The sequence below is a fragment of the Spiroplasma endosymbiont of Aspidapion aeneum genome (assembly GCF_964031045.1).
In the GTDB taxonomy this organism is placed as follows: Bacteria; Bacillota_I; Bacilli_A; order Mycoplasmatales; family Mycoplasmataceae.
In genome coordinates this window covers 524,449-540,781 of sequence record NZ_OZ034994.1, presented here as the reverse complement: position 1 = coordinate 540,781, position 16,333 = coordinate 524,449, and the positions used below count along the sequence as shown (strand labels likewise).

20 protein-coding genes and 1 pseudogene are annotated in these 16,333 nt (G+C 23.7%); 1 reads left to right on the top strand and 20 read right to left on the bottom strand.

Going from position 1 to position 16,333, the window contains the following annotated elements; genetic code table 4:
* Positions 1 to 101: 101 nt before the first annotated feature.
* The 3 genes from AAHM97_RS02485 to AAHM97_RS02475 form a co-directional block, all read right to left on the bottom strand.
* Positions 102 to 1,121, bottom strand: coding sequence for a hypothetical protein (locus AAHM97_RS02485; protein ID WP_342269379.1), 1,020 nt, complete (start codon positions 1,119 to 1,121; stop codon positions 102 to 104).
* Between the two features lie 181 nt (positions 1,122 to 1,302).
* Positions 1,303 to 2,214: a hypothetical protein gene (locus AAHM97_RS02480; protein WP_342269378.1), complete on the bottom strand. Its 912-nt coding sequence runs from the start codon at positions 2,212 to 2,214 to the stop codon at positions 1,303 to 1,305.
* A gap of 38 nt (positions 2,215 to 2,252) precedes the next feature.
* Positions 2,253 to 2,699, bottom strand: coding sequence for a hypothetical protein (locus AAHM97_RS02475; RefSeq protein ID WP_342269377.1), 447 nt, complete (start codon positions 2,697 to 2,699; stop codon positions 2,253 to 2,255).
* A gap of 67 nt (positions 2,700 to 2,766) precedes the next feature.
* Between AAHM97_RS02475 and AAHM97_RS02470 the strand changes: the two genes are divergently transcribed.
* On the top strand, positions 2,767 to 3,147 hold the full coding sequence (locus AAHM97_RS02470; protein WP_342269376.1) for a hypothetical protein: 381 nt from the start codon (positions 2,767 to 2,769) through the stop codon (positions 3,145 to 3,147).
* A gap of 69 nt (positions 3,148 to 3,216) precedes the next feature.
* Here AAHM97_RS02470 and AAHM97_RS02465 read toward each other — a convergent pair whose 3' ends face one another.
* The 17 genes and pseudogenes from AAHM97_RS02465 to AAHM97_RS02390 all read right to left on the bottom strand — a co-directional run bounded on the left by AAHM97_RS02465 (position 3,217) and on the right by AAHM97_RS02390 (position 15,783).
* On the bottom strand, positions 3,217 to 3,933 hold the full coding sequence (locus tag AAHM97_RS02465) for an ABC transporter ATP-binding protein (protein ID WP_342269375.1): 717 nt from the start codon (positions 3,931 to 3,933) through the stop codon (positions 3,217 to 3,219).
* Positions 3,934 to 4,278: 345 nt separating this feature from the next.
* The gene (locus AAHM97_RS02460; protein ID WP_342269374.1) at positions 4,279 to 5,010 is read right to left on the bottom strand and encodes an ABC transporter permease; all 732 of its coding nucleotides are present in this window, start codon (positions 5,008 to 5,010) and stop codon (positions 4,279 to 4,281) included.
* Positions 5,003 to 5,209, bottom strand: coding sequence for a hypothetical protein (locus tag AAHM97_RS02455; protein WP_342269373.1), 207 nt, complete (start codon positions 5,207 to 5,209; stop codon positions 5,003 to 5,005). Before AAHM97_RS02455 ends, AAHM97_RS02460 begins: the two co-directional genes overlap by 8 nt.
* A 36-nt stretch (positions 5,210 to 5,245) precedes the next feature.
* Positions 5,246 to 5,350: pseudogene (locus AAHM97_RS05345) on the bottom strand (ABC transporter ATP-binding protein); the annotation flags it as partial.
* A 117-nt stretch (positions 5,351 to 5,467) separates the two neighbouring features.
* Positions 5,468 to 5,683, bottom strand: coding sequence for an ABC transporter ATP-binding protein (locus AAHM97_RS02450; RefSeq protein ID WP_342269372.1), 216 nt, complete (start codon positions 5,681 to 5,683; stop codon positions 5,468 to 5,470).
* 1 nt (position 5,684) lies between these two features.
* The gene (locus tag AAHM97_RS02445; RefSeq protein ID WP_342269371.1) at positions 5,685 to 6,005 is read right to left on the bottom strand and encodes a hypothetical protein; all 321 of its coding nucleotides are present in this window, start codon (positions 6,003 to 6,005) and stop codon (positions 5,685 to 5,687) included.
* A 330-nt stretch (positions 6,006 to 6,335) separates the two neighbouring features.
* A complete protein-coding gene (locus AAHM97_RS02440; protein WP_342269370.1) occupies positions 6,336 to 6,836 on the bottom strand; it encodes a hypothetical protein in 501 nt (166 codons plus the stop codon).
* A 200-nt stretch (positions 6,837 to 7,036) separates the two neighbouring features.
* Positions 7,037 to 7,303 carry a 30S ribosomal protein S15 gene (gene rpsO, locus AAHM97_RS02435; protein ID WP_342269369.1) on the bottom strand — a complete coding sequence of 89 codons (267 nt, stop codon included), beginning with the start codon at positions 7,301 to 7,303 and terminating at the stop codon, positions 7,037 to 7,039.
* A 124-nt stretch (positions 7,304 to 7,427) separates the two neighbouring features.
* A complete protein-coding gene (locus AAHM97_RS02430) occupies positions 7,428 to 8,156 on the bottom strand; it encodes a hypothetical protein (protein WP_342269368.1) in 729 nt (242 codons plus the stop codon).
* A complete protein-coding gene (truB, locus tag AAHM97_RS02425; RefSeq protein ID WP_342269367.1) occupies positions 8,149 to 9,027 on the bottom strand; it encodes a tRNA pseudouridine(55) synthase TruB in 879 nt (292 codons plus the stop codon). Before truB ends, AAHM97_RS02430 begins: the two co-directional genes overlap by 8 nt.
* Before the next feature lie 82 nt (positions 9,028 to 9,109).
* Positions 9,110 to 10,015 (bottom strand): tRNA (adenosine(37)-N6)-dimethylallyltransferase MiaA, encoded by a 906-nt coding sequence (gene miaA, locus AAHM97_RS02420; protein WP_342269366.1) that lies wholly within the window; start codon positions 10,013 to 10,015, stop codon positions 9,110 to 9,112.
* A gap of 467 nt (positions 10,016 to 10,482) precedes the next feature.
* The gene (locus AAHM97_RS02415) at positions 10,483 to 11,586 is read right to left on the bottom strand and encodes a hypothetical protein (RefSeq protein ID WP_342269365.1); all 1,104 of its coding nucleotides are present in this window, start codon (positions 11,584 to 11,586) and stop codon (positions 10,483 to 10,485) included.
* Between the two features lie 136 nt (positions 11,587 to 11,722).
* Positions 11,723 to 12,202 (bottom strand): nuclear transport factor 2 family protein, encoded by a 480-nt coding sequence (locus AAHM97_RS02410; protein ID WP_342269364.1) that lies wholly within the window; start codon positions 12,200 to 12,202, stop codon positions 11,723 to 11,725.
* Between the two features lie 76 nt (positions 12,203 to 12,278).
* Positions 12,279 to 12,869 carry a hypothetical protein gene (locus tag AAHM97_RS02405; protein WP_342269363.1) on the bottom strand — a complete coding sequence of 197 codons (591 nt, stop codon included), beginning with the start codon at positions 12,867 to 12,869 and terminating at the stop codon, positions 12,279 to 12,281.
* Positions 12,870 to 13,027: 158 nt separating this feature from the next.
* Positions 13,028 to 13,264, bottom strand: a complete 237-nt coding sequence (locus AAHM97_RS02400) for a hypothetical protein (protein WP_342269362.1) — start codon at positions 13,262 to 13,264, stop codon at positions 13,028 to 13,030.
* A gap of 125 nt (positions 13,265 to 13,389) precedes the next feature.
* On the bottom strand, positions 13,390 to 15,246 hold the full coding sequence (locus AAHM97_RS02395; RefSeq protein WP_342269361.1) for an AAA family ATPase: 1,857 nt from the start codon (positions 15,244 to 15,246) through the stop codon (positions 13,390 to 13,392).
* A 189-nt stretch (positions 15,247 to 15,435) separates the two neighbouring features.
* Positions 15,436 to 15,783 carry a hypothetical protein gene (locus AAHM97_RS02390; protein ID WP_342269360.1) on the bottom strand — a complete coding sequence of 116 codons (348 nt, stop codon included), beginning with the start codon at positions 15,781 to 15,783 and terminating at the stop codon, positions 15,436 to 15,438.
* Between the last annotated feature and the right edge of the window lie 550 nt (positions 15,784 to 16,333).

Sequence of the window (16,333 nt, the reverse complement as noted above, 5' to 3'; positions counted from 1 at the left end):
ATAAAACACGATTATACTATAGCAATGGTTTCTTTTAACATAAAAAAAACCATATTAAGGTTTTTTTTATGTTAATCTCTCTTTATTTATAAAAACACAAACTAAGCTCTATCTGGTTTTATAATATAATTTTTTTCAACATCTTTAAATATTTTAGATAATTTTTGTTTTCATTGTTTTATCTTAGTAATATTTCATTTAATTGGGTCTCCATCAGTTAACTCTAAATTATTAGTTTTGTTAAGTTGATATAATTTTGATGTTCCACCTTTTTTATTTGTTTTTAACAAGTTTAAAAGTCTATTTTCATTATCATTTGATCAAATATTTTTAAATTCATACAATATTTTTTCTTTTTCTTTTAACATAAAGTAAATTTCATCAACTTGCTCATCATCATACTCTGGATTACAACCAATAAAAGCATATTTATCCCCCATAACCAAATATGCCTCATAAATTCTTTGTCTTCTTTCATGACTTAAAGCTTTAGATAATAAAGCTTTAATGTCTTCGCTTTGTAAACCATGTTCTAAACACTCAAAGAAAAACTCAATTTCTTCGATTGAATATGATGGGTCACAATATACTGTTAAATCATACCCGTATTTAAAATATTTAGCAAAATTCATCATTTTATTTGCATCATATTTTGGATTTGCAATATTTTTAAACACATTATTTGTTACCATACTATTTTTACATATTAATCTAAGAGTTTTCATTTGTTCTCAAGAAAATTCTGGGTTCATAATAATACGCATATCATTTAAAGATATTCTTTCTTTATAACATTCACGTATTTCTTTCATTTGTTCTCAAGTATATTTAGTTGTTGCAATTGAACGAACTTCAACAGGGTCTAGATTATCCTCTAAACTCAATCTTAATTCTCTCATTTGACCCTCATTATATTTCTTATCACTATAAATAAGTGTTGAGATTCCGTTTTGAAGACCCAATCTTATTTCATGCATTTGACCAGCAGAATAAATAGGGTCTGCAAAAACAATTATTTCTACACCCTCTTTAAGACCTTCCATAATTTCTGATAGTTGATCACCATTAAATTCACCAGTTTCAACGTATTTTTGAAACTTTAGCGATATTTCATCTCACATATTATATAACCTCCTATGTTATTACAATAGACAAGATTATTATACATTATTTTTTATATTATTACTACTTTTTTAATATAATTTAGATTGATTTAAGGATAAAAAATCACCTTAACGTCATTTTATCACTAAATATCTTTAATATTTTAATAAAAAAATATCTATTTAAAACATAATTTTTTTAAATATTGAAATTTAAATTATTAAATTTGTATATACAAAAACCAAATAATCCAAGACCTAAGCCAAAAAATATGGAAGATGATAATCAGAATTTTAAATAATCTATCCTCATAAAGGCAAACAAAATATAGTTATTTTGTTTTTTTGCATGTTCAATTGTAAAATCACATTTTGCTGGCAAAAACATATAACCATCAAGATCAATTTTTTGTAAAAAATCAAGCTTATTATTCTCAATATTTAGAATTATTACTATTTCATTAAGTATATAAATAAAGAAGATGGTTAAAAATATTGAAGTTCCAAAAATTATAATATTTAATTTTTTTGAATTTATAAAATAAATTCCCAACAACAACATATTTACAAAAATAACAATGAATAACATATTTAAAGAAGATAGGAATATTCTATAAATATTTCTTGCAAGAAAATTATCAGAAGCAATCTTTAAAACTACTACTACTAAAATAAATTGAAAAATCATAATAATTATGTTAATAATAATTATTGTAAAAACTTTTGCCATAATTATAGTTCTTCTAGACATTTTTAAGGATAAGAAATAATTTATTCTCCCCGTTTCAATATCCAAGATAACAATTAAAAATAACAAAGTAAAAGATATCAATCCATAAAAAACTAATCCCGGTGTGTTATAAATAATATTATTCAAATAATAACTAGAACCAATAAAACCTTTTTTATTTGAATTAGATTTTGACATAAAATTAAACCAATTATACCAATATGTCTTTTGTTCTGCTGGAAATCCAATTTCGGAAATATTTCTAAGCAATAATATGAAAATAACTAAAATAAATCATGATCCTGTAAAAAAATATATTATCTTTTGACAAGACAAAAACGAATGTTTACAAATAAAGAAAATGTTTCTAATATTTTTCAAATACATCACTCCTTTTTTTGATTATAATATAGAAAAATCTAAATATTAAAATCACGAGTATTAAATCGTCTAAAACTATAATAAAATAGACAAGAGCTTAAACTATTTACCAAAAAGAATGAAATTGCTAAATTTAGCATGTTTGTTTTTTTAAAATAGTATGCCCAAATAGTACTTTTTTTAGAAAAATCAGATTGCACAACTTCTTTGGAATATGGATTTTGTTGAAATAAATCAAATACCAAGCTTGAAAAATCAATTTTTTCTAAAATATTTCCAATCTTTACACCAAAAGAGTCATTATTTGTATCATTATTGTTAATTTGCCCACCATCATAATTTGTAAGATGCAAGATGTGAAAAATATAGATAAGAAAGTAAAAAACAATAAAAGTTGCAAATAAGCAATTAACAGTTGTTTTATTTTCTTTAAGAAAAAATAATGCAGTAAAAATAGTCATAACAAAAAAAACAACTCAAAGCATATTTAATTCTTGAAAAAATATTTTAAATAGATAAATATAATTAAATTTTTTTGAAAAAGGAAGAAAAATGCAACAAATAATAGATAATATAAACAAGTATAAAAGATCAATAATAATAACACTTAAAAACTTAATAATAAATATTTTACTTCTTGATAAATTGGAAGAAAATCATATTGTTATTCTATTATTTTTAATTTCTGAATATAAAATTTTATTAAGTAGCGAAAAAGAAAATATTGAAAAAATAATAATTCCAAAACCATACAACAAAATTCTACCAATAGTATTGCTAAGAGAAAAAGGTGATAATGTGGAAATATTTCCACTAGAATTACTCACTTCAAGTCCTGTAACATTAAATACAAAAATACCTATATCATTTGTTTGAACAAGAATAACTATTGTAAATATAAGAATAATTATAATCGCTCATAAAAGTCCATAAAATATTATTAAATTTTTATTAAGCTTAAATGTCTTGCATATCCCATATCAAATGCTAAATCCGCTATTGTTATGCTTCACGATGAACACCGATCTTTCCAACTGAATAAAGAGATTTAAACATTTCTTCTAATTGTTCAGAATTTAATCCTTGAATATTTTCCTCTTTAATAATTTTTCCGTTTTTTAGAAATGCAATTTTATTGCAAATTTTTGCAATTTCACTAATAATATGTGTACAATAAATAATTATTGTTTCTTCTGTTTTTGCTTCATTAACTGCGTTATAAAATTTTTCTTGCATAATCGGGTCAAGACCAGAAGTTGGTTCATCGAGAATAATATATTTTGGTTTTGTCATTAAAGTTGTAATAATAGCAACTTTTTGCTTGTTTCCTTTTGAAAGATCTTTTATTTTTTTAGATGTATCTAATTCAAAATAATCAACTAAATCTGATAAATATGATAAATCTATTAATTTATTTGCTTTTGTAAAAAAATCAAAATGGTCAGATACTTTTAGATGATCATAAAAATATGTTTCACCTTGAAGATAAGCTGTTGTTTGTAAAATTTTATGAGTATTTCTTCAAGAGTCAATTCCATCAATAACAATATTACCAGAATCTGGTTTGACTAACCCCATTAATTGACGAATTAACGTTGTTTTTCCAGCACCATTTGGTCCAACTATTGCCAAAAAATCACCCGGTTCGAGATTTAAATTTATTCCAGAGTTTACATTTTTTCTATCATAAATTTTTGTTATTTTTTTAATTTCAATCATATCTTTTCTCTCTATAATTAAAAAATCTAACTTGAATATATAAATATTGTCACTAATAAAATCTCTACAAAAAATTATATAAGGTATTTAATTAATTAAAGTAAAAATTATTATTATTTTAAATTAATATTAAGCAATTTATTTCCAGACTAAAACTTGCACATCAATAGTTGATAATAAAATTGATATTATTTTTATAATATTATCTCATTTACACTATAATTATATCTATTGCAGAATGAAATTATAATAAATTTATTCATAAATTGAATTTTTTTATAAGATTACTTATAAAGTTTTTTTAAATATATGTAAAATTACAACATTAACAAGATTGATTAGGATCTAAATTTGTGCATAAAGTTTTTTAACAAACAATACTGTAAATACACTTATATATAAAAGTTGGATTGAAATATATAAAATATCAAAGTAGTTTGCAGAATTTGTTAAAAGATCGTACGATACTTTAGCACATCCCCCAATTGGGATAATAATTTGAATATATTTTCACCAATCTGGAAAAACAAAAATAGGAATTGTAACACCACTTATAAGCATAATGACATACAAAACGAGCATTGACATTGACATAGTACCTTTAATTGTTTTAGAGAAATTGGGAATAACCATTGCTATTGAAAAGCAACAACAAAATGATATAAAAGGAACAATAAAAATATCTAAAATTGATAAAAATGTAATATTTAATTTAAAAAATATAAGCGATATTATAAATAAAATAAATCCTTCACTGAAAAATAATATTAGGTTAAATGCAAACAACAATAATATGTATTTTTTGATTCCCAATCTAGAAATACATATTAACTTAAATTCTTTGTATAATCTCCCAACAATTCAGGGCATAGGAATTGTGGTAAGAACAAATATAATTGATAAGATAATCATAAACATTGGCAAATAGTAGTCAGCAATATTATAATCTTTCACATATTTTTGTGTCAGAGAATTCATTAGGACCAGAAGCAAAATAGGCATTATTATACTAAAAATAATATTTATTGGTTGCTTAAAAAACCTAATCATTTCAAACTTTAAAACAGCCTTAATCATTTTCAAGATACCCCTTTATCATTTCCTCAAAATCATTCTCAGAATATATTTTCGGTTGGTACAGAATTTTGCTAATAGTACCGTGTTTAAATATCAAAACTTTATTACAAACCTCTCTTAGTTCTTTTGGGCTATGTGAAACAAATATACACAGTTTTTCTTTATTAAAATAATTTTCTAAATAACTTAAAACTTCCATTGATGTTAAATAATCTAAAGATGTTGTAATTTCATCAACAAATACTAAATCTGGATTATTTAAAAAACAAATTAATATTTTTAACTTTTGACGTTCTCCAGCAGATAGCTGATAAAATTTTTTATTCCTTTTATCACTTAACTTAAATTCAATTCATAACTTATCAAGTTCATCTTTTGAAAGTTTTGTTTTATTTAAAATTGAATTATAAAGATTAACAATTAGGTCAACCTTAATTGAATAATCAAAACCACTTTCTTAAAAAATACAACCCTTTATATAATTTCTAGTAAATAGAAAATTATCTTTTGTTTTATTTTTATGAAATCCTAAAATTAAATCAATAAACGTTGATTTACCTGCACCATTATTACCAATAATCCCATAAACATTTCCATCCTCAAACACAAAATTATCAATTTTTATTTTTAAATTTGTGTTAACATCATAATTCAAATCTTTAATTTTTATCATTTTAGGCTAATGGGTGAACAAAACTACTTAATATTTTTTTATTAAAATTGTTATATTTTTGAACATATGAAGGAATAAAAACTATTTTATTATTGTTAATATTTGTTATTGATATTTTATTGTTAACCTTGGAATAAATTTTATCAAAAGTGTTAGAATTATTATTAATATTGCCACCCTGTAATATTGTATTTATAGTTGATGGACAATAAGCAGAGCAAAACCCATAAAAACAACATCCACAAAAAGAAAATGATGAATCCATTAAATCAACTTTGTTATTAATAACCTTTGTAAAGGATGTATCACTTATTTCAAACATATTATTTCTCCTGTCTTTTTGTAAAAATAATAACTATAACGAGTAATTTTATAACCATTTATGAACTGTCTTTTTTGTCATTGATGTTTACTCAACCTTAACTCAGAAAAAATGTATATCTACACTAGTATATAGATTATAAAATAAACAAAATAATATTAATATATTGAATTATTTATTTATTTTTTAATGGGTGTTTTAAAATTAAACAACTCATATCCAATTACATAAATATTATAGCATAATTATCTATTGCCAACTAAAATTCATATTATCTTTTATAAAATTAAAAAAAGGAGTTAACTCCTTTTCTGTGATTGATTAAATAAATTATTTAGGGTCTTTTCTAATAAATGTATTAATTTTTTTAGGATAAACACGAGACGATTGGAACAAAACAGTTTTTCTTAGTTTTGATAACTGATCACCAGGAACACGAGATTCCTTTAAATAGTTATACATCTCTTTAGCATTAGTGCTACCAGTTACTGTTGCTATTCATGGCTGATTGTGTTTACGTAAAACTTCTGCATTTTTTCAATGCATTGCACAAACATTATTTACATCATTGTTTGGACCTTCGGGGTCAATTAAAGTAAATTGTCAACCAAATTCAGATTTTAATCCTTGTTCTGAGTTTTTGATTATTGCACCAGCAACATCCTTTCTTCAAATTGTTTGATTTGCAGATGAAATTGGTTCCGCTTTATCTCAAAGAAATTTTTCTTGGGTTGAAGAAATGTTTACTAACATTCCTCCATCAATTTTATCTGGTTTTTCTGTTCCATTTGGATTTTTTTTAACCTTTGTATTTTGAACTTTTTGAGCCATTTTTATTACTCTCCTTTGTTTTTTGAGCTTTATATATTTATACACCATAAAATGCTTAATATGCAATTTTTGTCAATAATATATATTTGAAAAGTATATACAGCTTATCCAGCTTTTTGATATGCTTTCTTATTACAATTATAGATTATTTTTATAAAAATTACAATAATAATGCTTTATTTATCCTATTATAATAAAATTTATTTTCTTAGATTTAATTCTGCAATTATTTTCTTATATCTCTCAACATCATTCTTTAATAAGAATGATAGTAAATGTCTTCTTTTAGAAACCTTCATTAAAAGGCTACGACGACAAATGATATCTTTCTTATGAATCGCTAAGTGTGCAGTTAAATTATTAATATCTTCAGTTATAATCGCAATTTGGACTTCGGCTTTACCGCTATCTGTTTTGCTTTTACCAAACTTGGAAATTAATTCAATTTTTCTTTCCTTATTAACCACTTTTTCCCTCTCTCTATATATAAAATCTTTAATAATTAGATTATTAAAGATATCAATGCAATGTAAAAAATTGGGACTAATTTAAACAAAGCAAAAATTTTATACATTCTTATAATATCATAAATTAATATTTTTTATGTAAATATATTATATTTTTGTTGGATATTTTTTCAGTTATGATGTAGTTATCGACCAAATTAATCTCAATTTTCTCATCATCATCATCATTAAAAGATACTAAATAAAACCCATTTCTTAGAAGGAAATTTGTCTTTATTTTTAATTTATTATTTTCTAGCAAGAGAGGAAAAGCTATATTTTTTTCAAGTGACTTATTAACAGTGTCAATTTTTCCCTCAAAAAGTAGTTTTTTAATTGATGTTGTTGATAATTCATTGATTCGATCAACAATTAAGACATATTTAAAATTTTCAACCAAATCAGATACTTTGCCTTGATTTTCATAGCCAAATTTAAAATCACTCCCACAAACTACACCTTCAACATTATATCTTTTTTTTAAAATATCTATGAATTGAACAGCGGTGGTTTTGATAAAATCTGGTGAACATTTAAATAAAACTACCTCATCAAAATCAAATTCTTTTTTAATAAAAGCAACTTTAAATTCTCCATCTCAACAATTATTATATTCTTTTTTAATATAGTCAATTGGTTTTAAATCAAAAGTAAAACATATTGATTTTTTATTGTTTTTTTTAGCTAAATTTATTGTTTCTGTAAATATCTTTTCATGACTTTTATGGACTAAATCAAAAAAACCAATACAAACAATGGCACCATTTTTAGAAATAGTATCATTGTTAAAGTGGGGTATTTTTTTATTAATCATTAATAAAACCCCTTTTACATTCATAAGTATCTCGAACAACTCGTTCATAAATTGCCAAAACATCGTGGTTTTTATTAATAATAAAGACTAGATCTTCTTTAATGTTAATTAATTTAATTCTTTTCCCATGAATAATATCTCTTTCATTTGCATACTGTAAAAGTGCATAATTATTCATCTCAATCGTAGAATAGAGACTAATAAGGTCAGTTTCTTTTACATCTGCAATGGTTTTAGCATCATTTATTGAAAATACACCAGATTTTATTCTTCTTAATTGACTAACTGTTGCAATTGTCCCTAAATCAAAAGCAATATCTCGGCAAAGAGATCTAACATAAGCCCCTTTTGAACATAAAACTCTAAGTTCTATTTCATTTGTTTTTTTATAATACTTAATTAATTCTAATTTATCAATTTCAACAGTTCTTTTTTTTATTTCAATTGTTTCAATTGTGTTATCTAAAACATGATTTAACAACTTTTTACCTTTAACTTTAATTGCACTAAAAACAGGTGGTTCTTGTTCATATATATAGCCATTAAATTTTTCAATTACAGAAGCAACATTTTTTTTAGATAATTTATATGGTACTTCTTCTTTTAGTATTTTCCCACTAATATCTAAAGAATCTGTTTCAAGGAAAAATTTCATTTTAAATATGTATTCTTTTTGTTCGTTTAAAAGAAAATCAGAAATTTTAGTTGCTTGATTTATAAGCACAACTAATAAGCCGGTTGCAATTGGGTCCAAAGTCCCTGCATGCCCTATTTTCTTTAAATTAAATTTTTTTTTCAATTTTACAAGTACATCGTGACTTGTTAAACCCATTTCTTTATCAATTAATAATACACCAGAATTACTTATCACAAGATTAACTCCCACTTTTATTATTATACCATTTATTCACTTATCAGATAATAGAAAATGAAAAAATTGATTAAGAGGTAGACTAATCTAATGAATCAATATAAGAGAAAATATCTGCATATACCCTATCAATATCTAAAAATTGGTGATTGAATCATTTTATTTTATCTTGGAATTTATTTTTAAAATATGTTATTTGTCTCTTTGCATAATTTCGATTATTTTTTTGCATCGCAGTGATAGCATCTTCATAACTTAGTTGATTATTCAAATAAGCAATAATTTCTTTTCCCCCAATACATTTTAATGCTTGAGCATCTTTATTTTTATCATTATCAAGATATGCTTTTTTTATTTCGTCAAATAGACCAATTTTTACTAGTTCTAAAACCCTATCATTTATTCTTTGATAAAGTTTTTCTCTATCTGGATTTAAACCAATGATAACAAGGTTTTTATAAATGTACTCTTCTTCTTGTTGAAAGTTAATTTTTGACATATCTACTTCTTGTTTTAGTTGGTATTTTCGCAAGATTCTTTTATTATCAGTTCCTTTTATTAAAAGATCTTCGAAAAGAAGTTCGTTAACTTCTTTTTGGTTTAACTTTGAAAATTGTTTTGAAATATCTTCTTTTCTTTTACAACCAAAAAATGTGTAGTTTTTAACTACACCCAAAAGATAATATCCGGTTCCACCAACAAGTATTGGGGATATTTTTTTATTTAAAAGTTTATTAATTATTTCTCTTGTTATGTTGCGATATTCAACCACGTCAATTGTTTGATTAACTTTTTTAACAGATAGCATGTGGTGGACTATGCCATCTTTTTCGCTATCGGTTATTTTGTTAGTTGCAATATCTGTTCCAGAAAATAATTGTGTGGAATCAAAATTAACACATTGACCGTTATACCTTTTTGCAATTTCAATTGATAACTTTGTTTTACCACTAGCCGTTGGACCTACAATTGCAATAATTTTTGTCATAATTCGCTTCTTTTTATCCTTTAAATAAAAAAATATTCCCACCCGCTATGAATTGCATGAGATCGGAAATATTAATTTATAAAGCGGGTTTTAAACACTCATGCAAACAAAAGATTAAACAATTAATCAAATATCCCTAAGGACAATATTATTATATCATATTTTAATTATGAATACTGGTCAATATTAAAATTTTTATATAAATGTAATTTTTTTGAGGTAATTATTTCAATATCTACCACATTATAAATAAATTTAGCACAATTTATTCTTTAACATCATAAAATCTAATCATTTGATTATTTACTCTAAAAAAATACTATAAATAATAAATTTTGGGTTAAAATTTTAACAACATTTTACTTATTTTTTAATAACCCAGATTTTTTTAAATCTAATTAAATTTGGCTTTTTATCTAAAATAAAATATTCTTTATTAGACTTTATAAATATATTAAAAATAATATTTATCCCAATGGGACATAGTTAAATGTAGATGAAGGTAGTTGATATTGAATTTTTGCTGATTTTTTATTATAAGTAACTGAAAGGTTGATAATATTGGTTATATTAGTTCTTCAATAAATTGCTTTGCTTTCAAAGTCTGATTTATCAGTAACATCCCCTTTTATATCTAGATTTTTTAAACCAATACTATTTGACCAAATTGATGAGTTACCATCCTCAAAAATAAAATTAAATTCTGAATCACCACTAATATTAACATCGTGTAATGTTATTGTAGAATTTGGTGCATATAAAGAGTTTTTGTCTCATATTATCGATGATCTTTGTGCTTTAGAACCATAAATTATACTTGTTTTTCCATCTATATCAATATTACCAAAACTTTCTGTACCATTTTTAGTGTCATTATTGTCACCAATAACAACACCAGCAGCAACTATAACATGATTTAGATCATTGACATTGATTGTTAAGTCACCTTTAACCTCAACATCGCCAATATATGAATTTCTGCCCATTGCCAATAGACCAATTGGTTTTGATGAGGTATAATCTTGTTTTGCTGTTATATTGCCATTTTTATCAAAAATAACTTTATTTAAAGGTGTAACTGCTGAATAGTTTTTTTCATTATATTCAGAGGAAATATTGTTAATAACCGCACATCCAGTATTTTTGCTAGAAGAGAGTGGTTTAAAGTTAACATTTCCTTTAAATTCAACAGTCCCATTATACAAAATACCGCTTTCAAATTTAATTATCGATTGACAAGAAGCGTCTAAATCTCCATCAAATGTAATGTTTGTTTTAAAAACAGTATTCTGATTTTTAAACTCTATTAAATTAGACCCAGTAAAACTATATCCATCACCAAATTCCAAATTTTCAAGTAAAGAATTTCAATCATTACCTACTTGGATAGCACGATTAGATGCATTTTTACTTATAAAAGCATCACATGGACCAATATCCTCTGGAAGTATATTACCATTACTAGCATCACCACCGAAAAATGAGTTATAATAAAATGTATATTTTTGATTGTTAATAGTATTTATTATATCAACGGTTGAATCAGGTATATCTTTTTTTCTATTTATCATTTAAAAACCCAGCAATTTGCTCAATTTTTACAAATATTTAAAACTTTATTACGAATATATTTTATAAACAAAAAAAGGAAAAATTACCTGTTTATCTCCCTTTTAAAAAGTTAACCAAATTTTTCTCCTTTTAAGGTTACTTATGGTCTTTATTAGATATATAATTCATTAAATTTTTATTTGCAACACTGCAAATTTTATTGTGAAAAAATTTTCTTTTGCCAAATAAAATTGATGCAATTCCAATTGCTTGTTTAGATCATTTATAAAAATCAAAGACATCTGTATGAAGAGCTATTTTTTTATCTTTAATAACCATTTCGCTTTTAACAATATTTGAAACTTTTCTACGTTTAGGTCCAAATAGATAATGTGCACTTCACATAACATAATATTCATCATTATGATCAAGTAATACTTCATATTCAATTGAAAATTTTGATTCTTCTTTTTTAGATAAAAGCATCTCTCACATTGATGTTACTTGAAGATAATCTAAATCTTTAAAGATACTATCATTAAAGATAATATCTTCTCCATAAAGACTATTCATTTTTTGATAATCTCCTTTTTTAAAAGCAGAATAAAATTCATTTATTATTTGTTTAGTTGACATTTAAAAACTCCTTAAAATAATTGCACCTATTTTATTATAGTATAAATTTATTTTAAATATTAAAATTTTATCTCTTTTAAAGAAAAGGTGTAAGATTACAATTTAATTTTTTATATGAGTTTTTATCTTCTAAGAAAATCTTCATGTTTGTTCCATCAACACCAATTACATTTGGTGTTTTATAATTTGTTTTTACTAAATCATCATTAACAAATTTGTTATGTTTTTTTGATAAATTATGTTTCTTTCTTTTTCTTAATGCAGTTTTAAAAACATTTGGGTTTTCATTGGCAATTTTTCTAATCATTTTAATAGAAACATTTTCTTGTTTATAAACCTTAATTCAATTAGAAATACCACTATAACTAATACAAAAATCCTTATATTTTCTAATAAATTCGTTAAAATAAATCTTTGCTCGTAAATATTTCTTACTAAAATATAATGGTAATGCTGGAATTGGAAGATTATTCTTAAATATATCTAAAGGGGAAAGAAGATTAAATTTTGATTTAAATCTGTAGTATGTTGTTCTACTAATATTGAAGTATTTAATTAAATAATTTGTGTTTAAATTAAAATTTGCTACATATAAATATATTTGTGAACATGAGTAATGTTTATAAATTTTTGATTTTTGTATGTTAATTTTATCCTTCTTACTCATCCTCATCAAATTCATCATCACTGTGGTTGTGCAAGAAGGCATGGACTTTTCCAATACTTCATATTTCCCTTTTAATAATAAGTTATCTAGTCACGCTTTGTCTGCTTGTTTTTTTAGTCTTTCATTTTCCTTTTTTAATTCTTTTATTTCTTTATTCTTTATTCTTTATTCTTTAATTTTAATTGTTTTTGATCAAGAACATCTTTTAATTTTTTTGCCATAATTTTATTCTCCTTACAATTTACCTTATCTTTAGGATAACAAAATTTTTCCTTCTTTGCTCAAATATATACCAGCTGAGGACCAGAATATATATTTAGTTCATCTGCTAACATTTTTGCACTTTCACCATTTTTAAATCTTTCTACCACAATTTTTTTTAATATTTTTATCATAATGCTTATTTTTCATTATTTTCTCCTTTATAAAAAACTGGAGGTTTTATCCTCCAGTACACTTAGCTTCCCTTATGCTGTCACTCATTCTATATTTTAAAATTTATTAAAAATAATAAGAAAAATTATTTATTAAAAATAACAATGGGAAGAAAATTCTCTTTTGATTTCTTTATAGAGTTAATAAAGCTTATATGTTTAATAAATTCTTCAATTTCTATAATGATATATTCTTCTTTTTTATAAACTTTAAGTATATCATCCTTTTTTTTAAAAGTTCTGATATGATATTCATCACAATATTTATCTATATTTTCTTTTATAATATCCATATATGTCTTTTTATGATCATAGTCAGAATTCTGTTTATTTGCAATTTCCTCATCAATTAAAATTAATTTTTCTTGATAATAAGCACTATTCCTACATGCATCATCAATACTTAATATTTCATTTTTACTATAATTATTAATAACGCCACAAGCCTCTAATAATGTTAAAATTTTCTTAGATATTAAATAATTATTATCACTAAAATTTTCTTTAGGAATTGGGTCAACAACTAGTGAACCTGAGGATTTTCCTGCATCAATTGCTGAACATGTAAATACCAATGAATTATAAGGGTCGATAAAGTATGGTGAATGTGTTGCATATAGAAAATATATATTTGGGATTTCTTTTATATTATCTAAAATAAATTTTCTCAATTGAATTTGAAGTTTTATATGTAAATTTTTTTCAGGTTCATCCGCCAATAATAAATATAATAAATACTTCTTATTATTGTGCTCTGCTTTCTGAAGTATACTTTTAATTCTTAACATAATTTCAAAAAAAGCTTTGTACCCAGAACTGTTTAATTCAGTTTTTGTGACACCGATATTGAAATCATGCTTATTTTTTACAGATATAAGTAACTGATTGTTTATATAGTCAAAATCAGGCTTCATTGATATATCAAATTTATCAAACAATTTTGATATGGCTTCCTGTGTATCTTTGGACAGTTTATCAACTATAGTCTTTATGGTTCCCATGGAATTATCATCGGTGCCACTTTTGTCTGCTATCTCTAACTCATCTAAATAACCTGAAAAGTTAAAAAAACCATTCAAAAAATATGATATATTAGAATTCTTTAGCCTCCCAATAGAATATTTATAAGCTGTATTATTTTCATTACTTGCATTTACCACATAATCAATGGCGATCAAGTTATTAATATTAAATATTAATTCTACATCACCTATTAACTTTTTAACGCGCATCAATTCAGTGTATTTAATTTCTTCATATGGCTTTTTTGGTTTAGTTTTCAATTCAACATTAATGTTTTCATTTTCTCTTACTTTGTTATTATACAATTCAACAGCCTTAACATTAGAAATATAATTTTCATAATCATCAATTTTATTATTTAATGTAACATATAATCCATCTGTATCCTTATTAAAAAAATCATTCAATGAGATACCGGCCTTATTGTGATTTTCAACAAATTCAGATATTATTTTGTCAATACAATATCTTAATATATTTTTATTTTCAATATTATTTTTATCTTTGAAGTTTTTATTATAATATAATCCACTTGATGATTTGGAACTTCTTTCAATTATAATTTTATAATCCATTAAGTGATCATTACTTAATTTAAATTTAATACTGCATTCTTTATTTGAATCTATAACATTATTTATATCTTTTATCATATCATTATTAATATCAGATACAAATGTAACATATGTTCGATCGTTTTCACCAAGAATATTTAAAGTATTATCAATGCTTTTTGTTGTTACATTTTCATAAATTTTATCCTTATGATTTATTTCCTCCACAAATCAATCAATCGCTTCTAATATATTTGTCTTACCAATTCCATTTGGGCCAATAAATACCAATGAATTTTCTTCTTCCATATCTATTTCTATTTCCTCAAATATATTTCTAAAATTGCCTATATAAAATTTTTTCATATTTTTTACCTACCTAAACTTTCTCTCGTACTTTTGCCATTTTATTTGCAATAACAAATTTCTTATTTTTAGCATCATTGATATTATTTATAAAATCTAATTTTCTTTCATTTTGTTCTCATTATAATTGTCAAGTCAATATTGCTCATCTTGCAATTTCTTAGCTCATTTTCTTTTTTATACAACTAACTACTGTTCAACCTCTTTTAAAATCCCAGGTTGTCATTCCTTGACTTCTTCATTCAATATTCTTACTCATTGATCATATTCAAATTGTTTCTTGATTAAGTCTCTTTTATAGATTGTATTTTTAAATCAATGATCATAATCAAATTCCTTTTTTGCAAATTCTCAATCAACTTGATATGTATCTTTTCATTCTTGGCCATTATTAACAAAATCTTCTTTTGTTTTCATTTTCATTATAAAGTCATAGAAATGGTTATCTCCAAACATATCTAGATAATCTTTTTCAAAACAAATAAAGGCATAATCAATATAATTATTTTTAGCTCTTATTCGAAGAAGTAAATACATAAGATAATCTTCTTCTGTTAAATATTGATTTTTGGCATACAAATTTGTTTATTGATTAAATATTCAAAAGTTTTTTGTACCTTTTCAGAGCTTTATTCAAATTTATTAATTAATTCTGTTGATTTATCAAATTTAAGTTTATCGCCCTTTTACAAACTTAGCGCTTTTGTTTCTAATACAACGATTAGTATATTGTAAGCTCTTAATCCTAAACCCAATTTTTATCAAAAAAATCTGTATAAAGCGTAATTGCAATTATCTTATCCAATTATTCAAATCAAACATTTAAAATGTTTGACTTAAAGTTAATTCCATAAATTTTTTACTTCTTTATATTTAAAAATTTATTTTCACAATTTCTTTTGTTTTTGTTTTCATTCATAAAGTTCAAGTGAAATTATCGTATTATAAACTAATTTTTATTTGCTAGACCTTCTTATTACAACTTTATTTCAGTTAATGTTTTTTAAAGATTAAATTTACTAATCACCCAGACATAGCCTAAATACCTCTTCTTCTTTCTTCTTATTACTATTTTTTGTATAAATTA